The sequence below is a fragment of the Mycobacterium sp. genome (assembly GCF_052145595.1).
In the GTDB taxonomy this organism is placed as follows: Bacteria; Actinomycetota; Actinomycetes; order Mycobacteriales; family Mycobacteriaceae; genus Mycobacterium.
The window spans coordinates 1-18,356 of the sequence record NZ_JBKQOI010000171.1 but is presented as its reverse complement, the minus strand read 5'-3'; the positions used below and the strand labels follow the sequence as shown (position 1 = coordinate 18,356).

The 18,356-nt window shown below is 66.1% G+C and carries 11 protein-coding genes; 5 read left to right on the top strand and 6 right to left on the bottom strand.

What is annotated here, in order from left to right:
• Nucleotides 1-20 precede the first annotated feature (20 nt).
• Nucleotides 21-3,425, top strand: coding sequence for a TM0106 family RecB-like putative nuclease (locus tag ACLP4W_RS16025; protein ID WP_442387519.1), 3,405 nt, complete (start codon nt 21-23; stop codon nt 3,423-3,425).
• A 34-nt stretch (nt 3,426-3,459) separates the two neighbouring features.
• On the opposite strand, the gene ACLP4W_RS16020 is transcribed toward ACLP4W_RS16025, so the two are convergent.
• The gene (locus ACLP4W_RS16020; RefSeq protein WP_442387517.1) at nt 3,460-5,466 is read right to left on the bottom strand and encodes an MFS transporter; all 2,007 of its coding nucleotides are present in this window, start codon (nt 5,464-5,466) and stop codon (nt 3,460-3,462) included.
• Nucleotides 5,467-5,730: 264 nt separating this feature from the next.
• Here ACLP4W_RS16020 and ACLP4W_RS16015 point away from each other — a divergent pair, with 264 nt between their 5' ends.
• Together ACLP4W_RS16015 and ACLP4W_RS16010 are read left to right on the top strand one after the other, a co-directional pair.
• Nucleotides 5,731-6,495 carry a hypothetical protein gene (locus tag ACLP4W_RS16015; RefSeq protein ID WP_442387515.1) on the top strand — a complete coding sequence of 255 codons (765 nt, stop codon included), beginning with the start codon at nt 5,731-5,733 and terminating at the stop codon, nt 6,493-6,495.
• Nucleotides 6,496-6,699: 204 nt separating this feature from the next.
• Nucleotides 6,700-10,425: a multifunctional oxoglutarate decarboxylase/oxoglutarate dehydrogenase thiamine pyrophosphate-binding subunit/dihydrolipoyllysine-residue succinyltransferase subunit gene (locus ACLP4W_RS16010; protein WP_442387513.1), complete on the top strand. Its 3,726-nt coding sequence runs from the start codon at nt 6,700-6,702 to the stop codon at nt 10,423-10,425.
• A 197-nt stretch (nt 10,426-10,622) separates the two neighbouring features.
• Here ACLP4W_RS16010 and ACLP4W_RS16005 read toward each other — a convergent pair whose 3' ends face one another.
• Nucleotides 10,623-11,876, bottom strand: coding sequence for a class I SAM-dependent methyltransferase (locus ACLP4W_RS16005; protein WP_442387511.1), 1,254 nt, complete (start codon nt 11,874-11,876; stop codon nt 10,623-10,625).
• A gap of 206 nt (nt 11,877-12,082) precedes the next feature.
• Nucleotides 12,083-13,183 (bottom strand): class I SAM-dependent methyltransferase, encoded by a 1,101-nt coding sequence (locus ACLP4W_RS16000; RefSeq protein ID WP_442387509.1) that lies wholly within the window; start codon nt 13,181-13,183, stop codon nt 12,083-12,085.
• Between the two features lie 352 nt (nt 13,184-13,535).
• Between ACLP4W_RS16000 and ACLP4W_RS15995 the strand changes: the two genes are divergently transcribed.
• Complete coding sequence (locus ACLP4W_RS15995; RefSeq protein ID WP_442387507.1) at nt 13,536-14,363, top strand: SDR family NAD(P)-dependent oxidoreductase; 828 nt, start codon at nt 13,536-13,538, stop codon at nt 14,361-14,363.
• A gap of 109 nt (nt 14,364-14,472) precedes the next feature.
• Here the strand turns inward: ACLP4W_RS15995 and ACLP4W_RS15990 are convergent, their stop codons facing one another.
• The 3 genes from ACLP4W_RS15990 to ACLP4W_RS15980 are packed head-to-tail and all read right to left on the bottom strand — an operon-like array spanning nt 14,473 to nt 17,580.
• Nucleotides 14,473-15,345, bottom strand: coding sequence for a glycine betaine ABC transporter substrate-binding protein (locus ACLP4W_RS15990; protein ID WP_442387505.1), 873 nt, complete (start codon nt 15,343-15,345; stop codon nt 14,473-14,475).
• Nucleotides 15,342-16,541 carry an NAD(P)-dependent malic enzyme gene (locus ACLP4W_RS15985; protein WP_442387504.1) on the bottom strand — a complete coding sequence of 400 codons (1,200 nt, stop codon included), beginning with the start codon at nt 16,539-16,541 and terminating at the stop codon, nt 15,342-15,344. The genes ACLP4W_RS15990 and ACLP4W_RS15985 overlap by 4 nt, the downstream gene beginning before the upstream one ends.
• A gap of 49 nt (nt 16,542-16,590) precedes the next feature.
• Nucleotides 16,591-17,580 carry a malate dehydrogenase gene (locus ACLP4W_RS15980; RefSeq protein ID WP_442387502.1) on the bottom strand — a complete coding sequence of 330 codons (990 nt, stop codon included), beginning with the start codon at nt 17,578-17,580 and terminating at the stop codon, nt 16,591-16,593.
• A gap of 211 nt (nt 17,581-17,791) precedes the next feature.
• On the opposite strand from ACLP4W_RS15980, the gene ACLP4W_RS15975 reads away from it, so the two are divergent.
• On the top strand, nt 17,792-18,356 hold a 565-nt coding region (locus ACLP4W_RS15975; protein ID WP_442387500.1), incomplete at its 3' end, for a CorA family divalent cation transporter.

Below are 18,356 nucleotides of genomic sequence, written 5' to 3'. Positions count from 1 at the left end.
CCCCACCTACAGTTGCTGCTGTGTTCGTCACTGGCGACAGCCTCGTCTACAGCGCGTCGGACCTCGCCGCCGCCGCCCGGTGTGAGTACGCGCTGCTCAGGGATTTTGACGCGAAATTGGGCTGGGGGCCTGCCGTCGCCATCGAGGACGCGTTGCTGGCGCGAACGGCCGCCCTGGGCACCGAGCACGAACGACGCCGGCTCGACCGATTGCGCGACGAGTTCGGGGATGCAGTCGCCGTCATCGGCCGCCCGGCATACACACTGGCCGGGCTGACGGCCGCCGCCCAGGCAACCCGGCGCGCCGTCGCCAACCGCGCGCCGGCGGTGTATCAGGCCGCGATGTTCGACGGGCGGTTCGTCGGGTTCGCCGACTTTTTGGTGCTAGACGGTGACCACTACCGGGTCACCGACACCAAGCTGGCGCGCTCGCCCAAGGTCACCGCGTTGCTGCAGCTAGCCGCCTACGCCGACGCGCTGGCCGGCTCGGGCGTCCCGGTCGCGCCGGAGGCCGAGCTAGAACTGGGCGACGGCACCGTGGTTCGCTACCGTGTCGGCGAACTGATCCCGGTTTACCGTTCCCAACGCGCGCTTTTGCAGCGGCTGCTCGACGAGCACTACGCCGCGGCGGCCCCGGTGCGCTGGGACGACGACGGGGTGCTCGCGTGTTTTCGTTGCCCGCTGTGCGCCGAACAGTTGCGTGCCACCGACGATCTGCTGCTGGTCGCCGGCATGCGAGTGACTCAGCGGGACAAGCTCATCGACGCCGAAATCACCACGGTCGCCGAGCTGGCGGGCCATACCGGGCCGGTGCCCGACCTGGCGCCCAGCGCACTTGGTAAATTGACCGCACAGGCAAAACTGCAAGTCCGCCAACGCGATACCGGGACTCCCCAATACGAGCTCGTCGACCCGCAGCCGCTGACGCTGTTGCCCGAGCCGGACCCCGGTGACCTGTTCTTTGACTTCGAAGGCGACCCGCTGTGGACCGCCGACGGCCGCGAATGGGGCCTGGAATACCTGTTCGGCGTCCTGGAGGCCGCAGGAAGCTTCCACCCGCTGTGGGCGCATGACCGGGTGGACGAGCGCACGGCACTCACCGACTTCCTGGCGATGGTCGCCAAGCGCCGCAGGCGCCGGCCCAACATGCACATCTACCATTACGCACCCTACGAGAAGACCGCGCTGCTGCGGCTTGCCGGACGGCACGGAGTCGGCGAGGACGAGGTCGACGAGCTGTTGCGCAGCGGGACGCTGGTCGACCTTTATCCGTTGGTGCGCAAAAGTATTCGCGTGGGAGCGGAGTCCTTCAGCCTCAAGGCGCTCGAGCCGCTCTACATGGGGGCGCAGCTGCGTGAGGGTGACGTCACCACGGCCGCCGATTCGATCACCTCCTACGCGCGGTACTGCGAACTGCAGGCCGAAGGCCGCTTCGACGAGGCCGCATCCGTGCTCAAGGAAATCGAAGACTACAACCACTATGACTGCCGGTCGACGCGAGAATTGCGCAACTGGCTGTTGCTGCGCGCCTACGAAGGCGGCGTCGTACCCATTGGCGCTCAAGCGGTTCGCCAAGGCAACACCGTCGAAGACCGTGACCAGCTGGCGACGACACTGTCGGCGTACACCGGCGATGCCGCCGTCGGCGACCGCGCGCCCGAGCAGACGGCGGTGGCTCTGGTGGCCGCGGCGCGTGGCTACCACCGCCGCGAGGACAAGCCGTTCTGGTGGGCGCATTTCGACCGGCTGAACTTCCCCGTCGACGAGTGGGCAGACAGTACCGACGTTTTCATCGCCGAGGACGCGTCGGTCAGCGTCGACTGGCACATACCGCCGCGCGCACGCAAGCCGCAGCGACGGGTGCGGCTGCACGGCGAGCTGGCCCGCGGCGACCTGATGACGAACGTGTTCGCGCTCTACGATCCACCGGCCCCGCCTGGTATGACCGACAGTCCCGAACGACGGGCGGCCGGCCACGCCAAAGTCGTCGAAGCCGACGATCCGACGATGCCCACCGAGGTGGTCATCGTCGAGCGAGTTGCCCTTGATGGCAACACATTCCATCAACTTCCGTTCGCGCTCACCCCCGGGCCGCCCGTTCAGACAACGGCGCTGCGGGAGTCAATCGAATCCACTGCTGCAGCCGTGGCCGCCGGCTTGCCGCGACTACCCCGCATCGCCGTAATCGACATCCTGCTGCGCCGCGCGCCCCGCACCCGCAGCGGCACTCCGCTGCCGCGGACTGCCGACGCCGTCGCCGACATCACCTCCGCGACACTGGATCTGGACTCGTCGTACCTGGCGGTGCACGGGCCGCCGGGAACCGGCAAGACGCACACCGCCGCCCAAGTGATCGGGCAACTCGTCAATGAACATGGCTGGCGCATCGGTGTTGTCGCGCAATCACACGCCACGGTGGAGAACCTGCTGGACTGCGTCGTCGATGCCGGTCTGGACCCGGGGCGAGTCGCAAAGAAGCGCTACGACCGCGACGCCGCGCGCTGGCAGGAGATCGACAGCGACGAGTACGCCGCCTTCATCGCCGCCACCTCAGGCTGCGTGATCGGCGGCACCGCATGGGATTTCGCCAACGCCAACCGGGTCCTGCCGGGCAGCCTCGATTTGCTGGTGATCGACGAGGCGGGCCAGTTCTGTTTGGCCAACACCATCGCCGTGGCACCGGCGGCCGCCAATCTCCTCCTGCTCGGGGACCCCCAGCAGCTGCCGCAGGTCAGTCAGGGGACCCATCCGGAGCCGGTCGACACCTCGGCGCTGGACTGGCTCGTCGACGGTCAGCGCACGCTTCCCGACGAACGAGGCTACTTCCTGGATCGCTCCTACCGGATGCATCCGGCGGTCTGCGCCGCCGTCTCCGCGCTGTCCTACGAAGGCCGACTGCATTCCCACACCGAGTGCACCGCCGCACGTCACCTCGCCGATTATCCACCCGGCGTTTACGTGATTCCCGTTGCCCACCATGGCAACTCGACGGAGAGCCCCGAAGAGGCCGACGCGATCGGGGCCGAGATCGAGCGGCTGCTCGGCACGTCGTGGACCGACGAGCACGGCACCCGTCCGTTGACCGCCTCCGATGTGCTGGTGCTGGCGCCCTACAACGCCCAGGTGGCGCTTGTGCGCCGGCGGCTGAGCTCCGCCGGGCTGGACGGCGTCCGGGTGGGCACCGTCGACAAGTTCCAGGGCGGACAGGCGCCGGTGGTCTTCATCTCGATGACGGCCTCGTCAATCGACGAAGTCCCACGCGGAATTTCTTTCCTGCTCAACAGGAATCGGCTCAACGTCGCCGTCAGCCGCGCACAGTATGCGGCGGTGATCGTGCGCTCGCAGTTGCTGACCGAGTACCTCCCCGCCACGCCCGCCGGCCTGATCGACCTGGGCGCGTTCCTGGCGCTGACGGAGCCTCCCTAGAAGCCTCCCTAGAAGCCTCCCTAGAAGCCGAAGCCTATTTGCCGGACGAGTGCCGGCCGTAGCCGGTGGGGTCATCGTCCGGATCGGGACGGTCGCCGTACCGATGACGCGCGGATCCGTCGCGGCGCCTTTCCGACCGCGACGCGAGCCGACCGTCGTGCGGTACAGACCCATACGCCAGAGGGCGAAAGCGCGTTCCGCCCTCCACATGAGAGCCGTTGCGGGCGAAGCCGATCGGTCCGACCCGCGGAACCGGGTCGTCAAGCAGACTGTGCCACGAATCGACGGGGTCGCTACGCGACGCATCGGCGGGCGCCGGGCGCGGGTGGACGAACGGCCCCGCCAGGGGCGCAGTATCGCACTCCTCCTCGTACGGTGGCTTCGGCTGAGCACGCGACGGGGGCCCGATGCCCGGTTCACGAAGAAGCAAGAATTCGACGTAGTCGTCGTCGTCATAGTCATCGTCGACGACGTCGCCCCCGTCCGGACCCGACAGGCCCCTGCCTTCGCGGGTGATCGCCGCGGGCTTGAACCCGACCAAGAACAGCGCGGCAACGATCCCTAACAATGCGATGAACCCGGGCAACAGCACCGACTGCGACATCGCGGCCGAGAACGGCTCGCGCAGGAACCCGGGCAGTTGCAATCCCACGGCGCCACCGCCAACCGCTGGCCCCGAAGGCATCTCGGCGCCGATCCGTGATGTCATGAACGCGGCCATGCCGGCGCTCCCGAGCACCGCACCAAGCTGGCAGACCGAGTTGTACACGGCAGAGCTCGCGCCGGCCAAATGCGGCGGGAGATTGCGGGTCGCGGTGGCCGTCAGCGGCGACCACACGAACGCCATCCCGACGCCGATCGCGCCGAACGGCAAAACCAGCCGCCAGATCGGCGTGTCGGGGGACATCTCGAACGAAAGCCACGTCAGTGCGATAGCCAGCACCGAAAAGCCGAAACCGAGCACGGGCCGCGGGTGGTATCGGTCCACGATCCTGCCGACGAACGGCGCCAGCACGCCGTTGGCGATCGCCATCGGCGCGATCAGCAAAGCCGAGCGCGTCGGCGACAGCCCGCAGACCGCCTGCGCGTAGAACGTCAACGGCAGCATCATCGCCGTCACCGCGAACGAGATAATGGCCACCCCGACGTTGCACAGGCTGAAGTCCCGGTCACCGAAAATCTCAAGCGGGATCAGTGGCTCGCCGAGGTTCACTGCCTGCCAGTAGGCGAAAGCCGATATGAACCCGACGCCGGCGACGATCATCGCCCAGATCCAGGGCTGCCAGTGCGCGGCCTGGCCCTGCTGCAGGCCGAAGACGATCAGAAACACGCCCACACCGGACAACGCGACGCCGACCAGATCGAATCGGTGCGCCTGAGTGGGCAGCTCCGGAACCAGCCAAACGGCCAACGCCAGCCCCACGATGCCGATCGGGACGTTGACGAAGAAAATCCACTGCCAGCCCAGCCCGTCGACCAGCACGCCGCCGGCCAGCGGGCCGGCCAGGCCGGCGACGCCGGCGGTAGCGCCCCACACGCTCACCGCGACACCGCGCCGCTGTGCCGGGAAGATCCGGGTGATTATCGACAGGGTCTGCGGGGTGAGCACCCCGGCGCCGACGCCTTGCACGAGTCGAGCGGTGATCAGCATGGCGGCGCTACCCGACAGCCCACAGCACACCGAGGCGACGGTGAACACGACCAGACCGATCAGATAGAGGTTCTTGGGTCCGAACCGGTCACCGAGCCGTCCGGCCACCAACAACACCACCGCATACCCCAGCAGGTAGGCGCTGGTCACCCAGACCACGGTGCCGTAGCCGATCCGCAAGTCGGCCATGATGGTCGGGTTTGCGATGGCGACGATGGTCGAGTCGACCATGATCATGAAAAACCCGATCATCATCGCCCACAGCGCGTTCCAGGGGTTCTGCGAGTGCGACTGATTCGGCGTGGGGAGCTTCCAGCGCTTCGGCAAGTCGGCGTGACTCGGCTCCGCGCGCCGGGTCCCCCCGGGCGACCGGGGCCTCGCCGTGGTCATGTGCCCCCTCGTTTCCGGTCCCGACGGTGGTGCCCGGCCCTGCGCGGCCCTACCTGGCCGACGATTTACCCCCAAGAAAGGGCGGCGAACCACTACGACCGTTAAACGGCACGGATCGTCGGCGACCCGTGTCCAGCCTGCATTATTCCCGCCGAGTCAATCGGTCGCGCAGGCGAGGATCCGCGCGGGAAGGCTTCGCGCCCGGACCGTGTTCTCCAATGGGCGCGTTAACCTGGAAAGGACGCCATTCGCAGGAGAGGCAATATGCGGCCCCGACGGAACAAAGCTTCGAATATGCCCAAGCCGGAACAGCCGCCCACCACGGGCGGCCGGCCCAAGGTATCCACGCGGGCATTGGCGCAAGTCATCGAGCGCAGCACGCGAGTCCACGGCCCCGCCGCCGAGGCCTACGTGGCGCGGCTGCGCCGGACGCACCCGGCAGCCAGCCCCGCCGAGGTCGTCACCAAGCTGGAAAAGCACTACCTGGCTGCCCTGACGGCCAGCGGTGCCGCGGTGGGTTCGGCGGCGACGTTTCCCGGGATCGGGACGTTGACGGCGGTGTCGGCGGGCGCCGGGGAAACCGTCTTCTTCGTCGAGGCGACCGCCCTGTTCGTGCTGGCGAAGGCCGTGGTGTACAACATCCCGGCCGACCACCGGGAGCGGCGCCGGGCGCTGGTGCTCTCCGTACTGGTCGGCGACGACACCCGGCGCGCCATCGGCGAACTGCTCGGTCCGTCCCGCGTCAACGGCGGTTGGCTGGCCGAGGGCATGGCTTCGTTACCGTTGCCGACGCTGGCGCGGGTGAACGCCCGGATGCTCAAGTACTTCGTCAGGCGGTACACGGTGCGACGCGGCGCCCTGATGTTCGGCAAGATGCTGCCGGTCGGCATCGGCGCCGTCGTCGGCGGCGCCGGCAACCGGATGGTGGCCAAGAAGATCGTCGGCAACGCCCGCCAGGCGTTCGGTGCCCCGCCCAACCGCTGGCCGGGCACGCTGCGCCTGTTGCCCCCGGTCCACGAAGCCGGCTAACGGCGGGCTAGCGCTGGCTACCGGCCCTCACCCGGTCGCCCTCGCGAATTGCCGACAAAAGGTTAGCCTTTATTGGGGCGGAAACGTTGAGGACCGCCGCGGGTGTGTGAGGTGCCCCGCCAACCGGGGCGCAGAAAGTCGCAGGCGCCGTGCAATAGCACTTAAAGCGCTTGCAGGACAAAGGAATTGAGGCGAACAGCGGCCGTGAGCAACATATCACCATTCGGGCAAAACGAATGGCTGGTCGAGGAGATGTACCGCAAGTTCCGCGAAGACCCCTCGTCGGTCGATCCGAGCTGGCACGAGTTCTTGGTTGACTACAACCCCGAGCCAACCACTGAATCAGCCCTGAGCACCCCGCCCCCCGCCGACGGCCGGCCCGCGCCGGCCGCCCCGCAAGCGACGCCCGCCGCCGCGCCCCAGCCGTCCGCCCCAACCACCCAGCCCGCTACCCAGCCCGCTACGAAGTTCCCCAGCACCACCACGGCCGGCAACGGCGCCCCCAGCGCACCACCCGCCAAAGCCGCCCCCGTTCAGCCGGCCGAAGGCGACGAGCTGCAGGTGCTGCGCGGCGCCGCCGCGGCCGTCGTCAAGAACATGTCGGCGTCGCTCGACGTGCCGACGGCGACCAGCGTCCGGGCCGTTCCGGCCAAGCTGCTGATCGACAACCGGATCGTCATCAACAACCAGCTCAAGCGCACCCGCGGCGGCAAGATCTCCTTCACCCACATCCTGGGCTACGCGCTGGTGCAGGCGGTCAAGCAGTTCCCGAACATGAACCGGCACTACGCCGAGGTCGACGGCAAGCCCACCGCCATCACACCGGCCCACACCAACCTGGGCCTCGCCATCGACCTGCAGGGCAAAGACGGCAAGCGCTCCTTGGTGGTGGCCGGCATCAAGGGTTGCGAGAGCATGAGTTTCGCGCAATTCGTCACCGCCTACGAAGACATCGTGCGCCGCGCCCGCGACGGCAAGTTGACCGCCGAAGACTTTGCCGGAGTGACGATTTCGCTGACCAACCCCGGCACCATCGGCACCGTGCACTCGGTGCCCAGGCTGATGGCCGGCCAGGGCGCGATCATCGGTGTCGGCGCCATGGAGTACCCCGCCGAGTTCCAGGGCGCCAGCGAGGAACGCATCGCCGAGCTGGGCATCGGCAAGCTGATCACCCTGACCTCGACGTACGACCACCGCATCATCCAGGGCGCCGAGTCCGGCGACTTCCTGCGCACCATCCACGAGATGTTGCTCTCGGATGGGTTCTGGGACGATATCTTCCGCGAGTTGGGCAACCCGTACCTGCCGGTGCGGTGGAGCACCGACAACCCGGATTCGATCGTCGACAAGACCGCCCGCGTGATGGAGCTGATCGCGGCCTACCGCAACCGCGGGCATCTGATGGCCGACATCGACCCGCTGCGGTTGGACACCAGCCGATTCCGCAGCCACCCCGACCTCGAAATACTCAATCACGGCCTGACGCTGTGGGACCTCGATCGGGTGTTCAAGGTCAACGGCTTTGCCGGTTGCGAGTACAAGAAGCTGCGCGACGTCCTGGGCCTACTGCGCGACGCGTACTGCCGCCACATCGGCGTCGAGTACACCCACATCCTCGAGCCCGAGCAACAGCGATGGCTGGAAGAGCGGGTCGAGACCAAGCACGTCAAACCCACTGTGGCGGAACAGAAATACATTCTGAGCAAGCTCAACGCCGCCGAGGCGTTCGAGACCTTCCTGCAGACCAAATACGTTGGGCAGAAACGTTTCTCGCTGGAAGGCGCGGAGAGTCAGATCCCACTGATGGACGCGGCGATCGACCAGTGCGCCGAGCACGGCCTGGACGAGGTGGTCATCGCGATGCCGCACCGGGGCCGGCTCAACGTGCTGGCCAACATCGTGGGCAAGCCCTACTCGCAGATCTTCAGCGAGTTCGAGGGCAACCTGAACCCGTCGCAGGCGCACGGGTCCGGCGACGTCAAGTACCACCTCGGCGCCACCGGCGTGTATCTGCAGATGTTCGGCGACAACGACATTCAGGTATCGCTGACCGCCAACCCGTCGCACCTGGAAGCCGTCGACCCGGTGCTCGAGGGATTGGTCCGGGCCAAGCAGGACCTGCTGGACAAGGGCGACAGCGACGACGGCTTCTCGGTGGTGCCGATGATGCTGCACGGCGATGCCGCCTTCGCCGGCCAGGGCGTGGTCGCCGAGACGCTGAACCTGGCGCTGCTGCCCGGTTATCGCGTCGGCGGCACCATCCACATCATCGTCAACAACCAGATCGGCTTCACCACCGCGCCGGAGTTCTCCCGGTCCAGCGAGTACTGCACCGACGTGGCGAAAATGATTGGCGCGCCGATCTTCCACGTCAACGGCGACGACCCGGAAGCGTGCGTGTGGGTGGCGCGGCTGGCCGTGGACTTCCGGCAGACGTTCCGTAAGGACGTCATCATCGACATGCTGTGCTATCGGCGCCGCGGGCACAACGAGGGCGACGACCCGTCGATGACCAACCCCTACATGTACGACGTCGTCGACACCAAGCGCGGCGCGCGCAAGAGCTACACCGAAGCCCTGATCGGCCGCGGCGACATCTCGATGAAGGAGGCCGAGGACGCCCTGCGCGACTACCAGGGCCAGCTGGAGCGGGTGTTCAACGAGGTCCGCGACCTGGAAAAGCACGGCGCCCTGCCGAGCGCGTCGGTCGAGTCCGACCAGCTGGTGCCCGCGGGGCTGTCCACCGCGGTGGACAAATCGCTACTGGCCCGCATCGGTGACGCGTTCCTGGCGGTGCCGGAGGGTTTCACCGTGCACCCACGCGTGCAGCCGGTGCTGGAAAAGCGCCGGGAGATGGCCTACGAGGGCAAGGTCGACTGGGCCTTCGGTGAGCTGCTGGCGCTGGGAACCCTGGTGGCCGAAGGCAAGCTGGTGCGGCTGTCGGGCCAAGACACCCGGCGCGGCACCTTCTCCCAGCGGCATTCGGTGATCATCGACCGCCACACCGGCAAAGAGTTCACGCCGCTGCAGCTGCTGGCGACCAACCCCGACGGCAGCCCGACCGGCGGCAAGTTCCTGGTCTATGACTCACCGCTGTCGGAGTACGCCGCCGTCGGCTTCGAGTACGGCTACACGGTGGGCAACCCGGACGCTGTTGTCTTGTGGGAGGCGCAGTTCGGCGACTTCGTCAATGGCGCGCAGTCGATCATCGACGAGTTCATCAGCTCCGGCGAGGCCAAGTGGGGGCAGTTGTCCAACGTGGTGCTGCTGCTGCCGCACGGACACGAGGGCCAGGGGCCCGACCACACTTCCGCCCGGATCGAACGCTTCCTCCAGCTGTGGGCGGAGGGTTCGATGACGATTGCGATGCCGTCAACTCCGTCCAACTATTTCCACCTGTTGCGCCGGCACGCCCTCGACGGCATCCAGCGTCCGCTGATCGTTTTCACGCCGAAGTCGATGTTGCGCAACAAGGCGGCGGTCAGTGAAATCAAGGACTTCACCGAGATCAAGTTCCGCTCGGTGCTGGAGGAACCCACCTACGAAGACGGCATCGGCGATCGCAGCAAGGTCACCAGGATCCTGCTGACCAGCGGCAAGCTCTACTTCGAGCTGGTGGCACGCAAGGCCAAGGACAGCCGGGACGACGTGGCGATCGTGCGTATAGAACAGCTTGCGCCGCTACCGAAACGCCGGCTGGGCGAAACGCTGGACCGCTACCCGAACGCCAAGGAGTTCTTCTGGGTCCAAGAGGAGCCGGCCAACCAGGGCGCGTGGCCGCGGTTCGGCCTGGAGCTGCCCGAGTTGCTGCCCGACAAATTGACCGGGATCAAACGCATTTCGCGCCGGGCGATGTCGGCTCCGTCGTCAGGCTCGTCGAAGGTGCACGCCGTCGAGCAGCAGGAGATCATCGACACGGCCTTGGCCTGAGATTCACCATTCGCTCGGCCGAGCGTCGACTTGTTGGGGTTGAAGCCCAATTTCAGCCCAACAACTCGACGTTCGCGCCCATTCGCCGGGTCCGGACCCCACGAGCTGAGCCAAGCCCAGAATGCATAGTTCACAGGGCTCCCGCAGGGGCTGATGGGCTTAGCCCAAGGTACAAGTCAGGACTTAGCCTCAAGGCCTCAGACGGTTTTCGATTTGGTGTGTGACCCCGAAGACTTCGCGTCGAGGCCCATAGCGACAAAATCGAGGCGCCACAACGATTCAAAGAGCTTGCGGCCGAATTTCTCGATGTCACCGGCACCGGCCCGGCGCGAATCCCCACTCTGCGCCACGCGCTCGGCGATCTCGCGGATCGTGCGACGGCCGCCGATGTGCTGCACAAACGGCAACTGAGCCGAGTTGAGCGTCATGCTCCAATCCGGCCGGAAAAGCTCAAAACCGTTCAGGCCACAACGCATGCGCATCATCGGGACGTAGTCGAGAGAGTCATCCGTCGAAAAGTCAATGGTGTAGCTCTCTTTCGGCCGATCCGGCCGGCACGCGATGAAGAAATGGCAGCCGTTCAATGTCTGGATGCGTTCCATCACGGACCAGACCTTGTGCTCGGGCAACTCGTTTACGGCTCGATAGAACTCGTTGGACGGCGTAAACAAATCGTGCGCATAATACGGCGCCTTGAGGAGCAACCCCTGAAATGCGAGGCCACCCGAATTGACGAGGTCGACGCACTCTTCGATGGTGTAGCTGCGCTGGCGGCCGTGCAGAAACGTGTCGACGAGACCGGCGTCGGAGGCCTGCAAGTCGCGTGCTATTCGGAGATAACTTCGAACGGGGTGATCCTCCGACAGCACCGCGATCGCCTCTTTGACTATTTGCACCGACGCGTCGTCTTGGCTCAGGTCCATGTCACGGAATACCGATTCGACCAGTTCGACTCCGATCCGGCCGTACTTCGCGTAGAGCATGATGGCGAAAGCACCGTTCTGGCGCAGGCAGCCGCCGAGCGCTTCCACGCCCGCCAACGGATCCGTCAGGTGATGCAGCACGCCGGTCGACACGATGAGGTCGAACTCGAGACCGAGCGTCGACACCTCTTCGATCGGCAGCAGATGCAGCTCGAGGTTCCACAGCCCGTGCTTGTCCTTCAGATATTGCTGATGGTCCAACGACGGCTGGCTGATATCGATCGCCACCACTCTGGCAGCGGGATTGTTATACGCAAAAATTGCCGCCTGGTTGGTCCCGCAACCCGCGATCAGAATATCGAGATTGGGTTTGTACTCCCGATCGGGCCACAAAACGCGGTGGGCGTGAATAGGGTCGAACCACTCCCAATTGGCATCGATCCATTGTTCGAGGTCGTGTATGGGGCGTGGGTAGCGCCACCGCTCGTACTGGCGGGTGACGACATCGGCGCGCGGATTGTCGGTCATTTCAGTAAGGCTCCCTTGCCGTCAGCCGTTGACGGGGATCATCGATCACTGTTCGGCTGAGACTATCCCAGATCCCCCTCCTCCACGGCAGGATTATGGGACACCGCCGTCTCCGCCGGCAAGGGATTCGCCGAGCCCATTCGCGAGTCGATTCGCTAGCCCATTCGACGAAGACGGCGATGACCCGACGGCAGTTGCGACGCGGCCTAACGATGCGAGCCGGCGTTCAGTGCCATCTGCAGAAAATCGAAGCGCCACAACGACTGAAACAGCTTGCGTCCGAACTGCTCGAGATCGGCCGCACTGGCGCGCGCCGACTCCCCGCTCTGCGCCACAGACTCAGCGATCTCTCGGATCGTGCGACGACCGTCGACGTGTTGCACAAACGGCAGCTGAGCCGAGTTAAGTCCCATGCGCCCGCCGGGCTTGACAACGTCGGTGCCGTTCAGGCCGCACTGCAAACGCATCATCGGGACATAATCGAGGAAGGCAGGCGTCGAAAAGTCAATGGTGTAGCTCTCTTTCGGCCGCTCCGGACCGCACGCCATGAAAAAGTGGCAAGCGCCGAATATGTGGAGACGTTCCATCACGGACCAGAGCTTACGTTCGGACAAGTCACTTAGCACCCGATAAGGCTCGGTGCCCGGGGAAAACCAATCGTGTGGGTAGTACGGCGAATTGATGAGCCATCCCTGAAATTCGAGTCCGGCTGAGGTGACTAGGTCGAGACAGTCGTCGACGTCGTAACTGCGGTCGCGACCGTGCAAAAACGTATCCACCACTGCGGCATCGTATTGCAACTCCCAATCCCCCTCTGCCCTGAAATAGGTTTGGAGAGGGTGCTCCACCGGTAGCAACGAGATCGCGTCTTTGACTATCTGCAGCGATGCCTCGTCTTGACGCAGCCCCATGTCGCGAAAGATTGATTGCAGCAGTTCGACGCCGGTCCGGCCGTACTTTGCATACAGCGTCAAACCTATGGCGCCATCTTTTCGCAGGCAGCCAGCGAGCGCTTTCATGCCTGCCGACGGATCTGCCATGTGATGCAAAACGCCGGTCGACACGATCAGGTCGAAGTCAAGTCCCAGCGTTGGCAGCTCTTCGATCGGGAGCAGATGCAACTCCAGATTCCACAGCCCGTGCTTGTCTTTCAAATATCGTTGATGGTCCAGTGACGGCTGGCTGATATCGACCCCCACCACTTTCGCACCGGGGTTTTTGTAAGCGAAAACCGCCGCCTGGTTGGTCCCGCAGCCAGCGATCAGAATATCGAGATCGGGTTGGTATTCCCTGTCCGGCCACAACATTCGGTGGAAGGCTGAAGGGTCGAACCAATACCAGGTGCCGTCGGGCAGTGCCTCGAGATCCTGTATGGGCCTTGGGTAGCGCCACCGCTCGTATTGGCGCGAGACAACATCGGCACGCGGATGTCCTTCACTTCAGCGCTTGCTCCTTCGCCGTCGGCTGTTAATCGAGGATCCCGGCCCGCTGGGTGGCCGAGACTATCCCGGATCCGCCTCCTCCACGACTTGAATTTTCGGCCGCCACCCACTGCTCACGCAAGGATCGGACGCCCGAGCCGTGCTGAGCTCGGCCCATGCAGGGCGTACCGCGGGTACCGCGTAACCTCAACGAAGGCAAAGCGACAAGGAGGCTGTCATGCAGGGATTCGCCGGCAAGGTCGCCGCGGTTACCGGCGCGGGTTCGGGTATCGGGCAGGCGCTGGCCGTCGAGCTGGCCCGATCCGGCGCAAAGGTGGCGATCAGCGACGTCGACACCGAGGGCCTGGCGCAAACCGAGGAACAGCTGAAGGCGATCGGTGCGACGGTAAAGGCGGACCGGCTCGACGTGACCGAGCGCGAGGCCTTCCTGGCCTACGCCGACGCGGTCAACGAACACTTCGGCAAGGTCAATCAGATCTACAACAACGCCGGCATCGCCTTCACCGGTGACATCGAGGTCAGCCAGTTCAAGGACATCGAACGGGTGATGGATGTCGACTTCTGGGGCGTCGTGAACGGGACCAAGGCGTTTCTTCCGCACCTGATCGCCTCCGGGGACGGCCACGTCATCAACATGTCGAGCGTGTTCGGGTTGTTCTCGGTGCCGGGGCAGGCGGCGTACAACTCGGCCAAGTTCGCCGTCCGGGGCTTCACCGAGGCGCTGCGACAGGAGATGGTGCTGGCCGGCCACCCGGTGGGGGTGACCACGGTTCACCCCGGCGGCATCAAGACCGCGATCGCCCGCAACGCCACCGCCGCCGAGGGACTCGACCCCGACGAACTGGCCAAGCTGTTCGACAAGCGGTTGGCGCGGACCAGTCCGCAACGAGCCGCCCAGATCATCCTGGACGGGGTGCGCAAGAACAAGGCTCGGGTGCTGGTCGGCACGGACGCCCAGGTCTTAGACGCATTGGTGCGCCTGGCGGGCTCTAGATATCAGCAATTCTTCGGGCCGGTCATGGGCCGGTTCATGCCTAAACAGTGACGCCCTGACGCGACCGAGCCTGCGCTCAGCGCGCCCGATCGTGGCCGATCGCCACCCTGTACGCAGGGTCGACGCGGTCGACGCAGACTCGATCGCCGAGGAGCGACCCTCAACGCCCCAGCGGGTGTTCGGCCAACCAGCCGCCCGCCACCGCCTGCGGGTCGGCGCCGCCGGCCACTTGCCGGCGCATCTCGGCCAGGGCCGCGGTGTCCAGCACGCCGGCCACTTCGTTGATCGCGAGCAGCTCGCGATCGCTCAACGCGTTGCGGCGATAGAGCGGCACCACATTCTCGGCCTGGATCAGCGCGGGTTTGCCATCGGCCAGCGGGGTCAGGTCGGCGGGAATGCCGGGGTCGGCGGTGGTGGCCCACGCCGCCGTCAGCTGCGCGACCCGCACCGCGGCGAACATCGTTGCGGCGTCTGGGAATTCGCGTGGGGCGGGAAGCCGGCAGCCGCCGACGGCCGGGGGTGCGTGGAACCCGGCGACGGCCCCGATCACCAGCCCTTCACAGTGTTTCGGCAGCAGGCTCAGGTCCGCGCTGGGGCCTTGTCCGCCCCAGGCCTTGGCGGTGGCTTGCGTCACCAGCAGCAAGGGTTTGTCTTCGGCGGCGGTGGCGTAGTCGCCGGCCAGGATGCCCTCGGGCAGCGCCGCGATCATCGCACGGTAGACCTGGGCATCCGACGTCGCCGCTGCGCCGGGCTGCAAGAGCTGCAACATCTGGCCGGTGAAGGCGGGAGCGATGGTGAACGCGCCCGAATCCAATTGCACCATCGGGTCGACGGCGGTGTCGGCCCGTGCTGTGAACCCGTACGACCGCAGCGCCGCCACGTAAATCCCGGCCAGCAGCTTCGACTCGGAGTCGGGCCGGGATCCGACCACCAACTCCGGAATGCGATTGCCGGTGTCGGTCGTGCAGCCGGCCCACAAAACCACTGCGAGCGCGGCGGCCAGCAGCGACGCGGCCAGCCTGCCGATTCTCACCCCGCGGCGTCTGGGACTTCTGCGGCCAGGGCCACCGCTTTGGCCACCGCTTTCCCGACGCGCAGGTCCAGCGGGCTCGGGACTATCCGGTCGGCGGCGAGGTCGTCGCTGGCGACGGAGAAGATCGCCTCGGCCGCGGCCACCATCATTTTTTCGGTGATCCGGCGCGCTCCGGCGTCCAGCGCGCCCCGAAACACCCCGGGGAACGCCAGCACGTTGTTGATCTGGTTGCAGAAGTCGCTGCGACCGGTGGCCACCACCGCCGCGTACTTGGCCGCGACGTCGGGATGGATCTCCGGGTCCGGGTTGGACAGCGCGAACACGATCGGCTCGGGCGCCATGCTGGCGATCAGCCCCTCCGGGACCAGGCCCGCCGACACCCCGAGGAACACATCGGCGCCCATGAGCGCTTCGGCCATGCCTCCGGTGAGGCCGCCGGGATTGGTGCGTCGCGCCAGGTCGACCTTGACGCTGTTCATATCGTCGCGCCCGGTGTGCAGGATGCCGCGCGAGTCGAGCACGGTGATTTCTGAAACCCCCATCGCCAGAAGGAGATTCGCGCATGCGACACCCGCGGCGCCGGCGCCCGACACCACCACCCGCAACGAGGACATGTCGCGACCGAGCAACTTGGTGGCGCCCATCAGGGCGGCCAGCACGACGATTGCCGTGCCGTGCTGATCGTCGTGCATCACCGGGCAGTCCAGCGCCTCGATGACCCGGCGTTCGATCTCGAAACAGCGCGGAGCGGGGATGTCCTCGAGGTTGACGGCGCCGAACGTCGGCCGCAGCCGCACCAGGGTTTCGATGATCTCGTCGGGATCCTTGGTGTCCAGCACGATCGGGATCGCGTTCAGTCCGCCGTAAGCCCGGAACAGGGCGCACTTGCCCTCCATCACCGGCAGCGACGCCTCGGGCCAGATGTCACCCAGGCCGAGCACCGCGCTGCCGTCGCTGACGAGGGCAACCAGCCGGTTCGCCCACGTGTAGCGGGCGGCCAGGGTGTGGTCGGCGGCGATCGCGCGGCTGACCTGGGCCACACCCGGCGTGTAGGCGATCGAGAGCGAGCGCTGCGTGTCCAGCGGAGCCGTCAGGCCTACCGAAAGCTTGCCGCCAATATGTGCCTCGAAGATCTCCGCGTCGGTGATCACGCCCGGTTCGGCGCGCGTCTGTATCGATTCAAGTAATTCGGACACGCGCCTCAGGGTACTGACTACTCATTAGTAGGCCTAATTGGCTTCGGTCTCAGATCAGCTTCAGCTCCGTCACGGCATTGCGCTCGTCGGCCAGCTCGGCGGTCGATTTGTCGATCCGGCCGCGGGAGAACTCGTCGATCTCCAGGCCGCTGACGATCGTCCAGTTGCCGTCCTTGGTGGTCACCGGGAACGACGAGATCAGCCCTTCGGGCACACCGTAGGAGCCGTCAGAGAAGACGGCCATCGAGACCCAGTTGTCGGCGGGGGTGCCCTTTAGCCAGTCTCGGGCGGCGTCGATGGTGGCCGACGCGGCAGACGCGGCCGACGACGCGCCGCGCGCGTCGATGATCGCCGCACCGCGCTTGGCCACGGTCGGGATGAAGTCGTTCTCGATCCACGCCTGGTCGCCGACGACCTCGGCCGCGTTCTTGCCGCCGACCTCGGCGTGGAAAATGTCGGGGTACTGGGTGGCCGAGTGGTTGCCCCAGATCGTCATCTTCTTGATGTCGGTGACGGCGGCGCCGGTCTTCTTGGCCAGCTGCGTGATCGCCCGATTGTGGTCGAGGCGGGTGAGTGCGGAGAACCGCTCGCGCGGGATGTCGGGCGCGTTGCTCATCGCGATCAGCGCGTTGGTGTTGGCCGGGTTTCCGGTCACACCGATGCGGATGTCATCCGCGGCCACCGAGTTGAGGGCCTTGCCCTGCGCGGTGAAGATCGCCCCGTTGGCCTCCAGCAGGTCGCCGCGCTCCATGCCCGGGCCGCGCGGACGGGCGCCGACGAGCAGGGCCAGGTTTGCGCCGTCGAAGATCTTGTTCGGATCCGCGCCGATTTCGGCGCCCGCCAGCAGCGGGAACGCGCAGTCGTCGAGCTCCATCACGACACCCTCGAGCGCCTTGAGCGCCGGCTCGATCTCGAGCAGTCGCAGCTCGATCGGGCGGCCGGGCCCTAGCAGCGAGCCGCTGGCCAGGCGGAACAACAGGCTGTAGCCGATCTGGCCGGCCGCGCCGGTGACGGCGACCTTCAGAGGACTTGCGCTCACGTCGGTTTGCTCCTTATGGAGAAATATCGGTATCTGCGGGTTTCGGTCCAGGTCGAAACTAGCGCACCCCCGTTGGACCGAAACCTCCGGTCCAACGGCTCTGGAATTCCCGGGCCGCCGCCCGCCAACCCTGCTTTTCGTGCCGTGTTTTGCCAGGACGCGTAGCATTGAGCACCGCTCGGCCGGACCTGCGCTGCGATCGGAGGTTGAGGTGTTCCCGGGGTTCGACGCACTGCCCGAAGCGCTCAGACCGCTCGCTCACGAGCCGCACGAGCCGCACGCAGACCCTGTCCAGCATCAACCCAACGAGACCCTTGTCGACTGCGCCGTCTACGCCGAAGGCCACCGGCTGCCAGGGAAGTTCACCTACGCTGCCGCACTCAACAGAGTGCGGCAGATCGAACTGTTCGGGCACGAGGCATTCGTCTGGGTCGGCTTGCGCGAGCCGAACCCGGCCGAGATGCAGGACGTGGCGGACGTCTTTGGGCTGCATCCGCTGGCTGTCGAAGACGCCGTGTGCGCGCACCAGCGGCCGAAGTTGGAGCGCTACGACGAGACTCTGTTCCTTGTCCTGAAGACGGTCAATTACGTCCCGCACGAGTCGGTGGCGGTGGCCCGCCAGATCGTCGAAACCGGCGAGATCATGGTTTTCGTCGGCAAGGATTTCGTGGTCACCGTCCGCCACGGTGAGCACGGCGGACTGTCTCAGGTACGCAAGCGCATGGATGCCGACCCCGAGCAGCTACGCCTGGGACCGTACGCGGTGATGCACGCCG

Coding starts and splice junctions, on each gene's coding strand:
- ACLP4W_RS16020 (WP_442387517.1), bottom strand. CDS start 5,466: ATGACCACGGCGAGGCCCCGGTCGCCCGGGGGGACCCGGCGCGCGGAG.
- ACLP4W_RS16015 (WP_442387515.1), top strand. CDS start 5,731: ATGCGGCCCCGACGGAACAAAGCTTCGAATATGCCCAAGCCGGAACAG.
- ACLP4W_RS16005 (WP_442387511.1), bottom strand. CDS start 11,876: ATGACCGACAATCCGCGCGCCGATGTCGTCACCCGCCAGTACGAGCGG.
- ACLP4W_RS16000 (WP_442387509.1), bottom strand. CDS start 13,183: ATGTTGTGGCCGGACAGGGAATACCAACCCGATCTCGATATTCTGATC.
- ACLP4W_RS15995 (WP_442387507.1), top strand. CDS start 13,536: ATGCAGGGATTCGCCGGCAAGGTCGCCGCGGTTACCGGCGCGGGTTCG.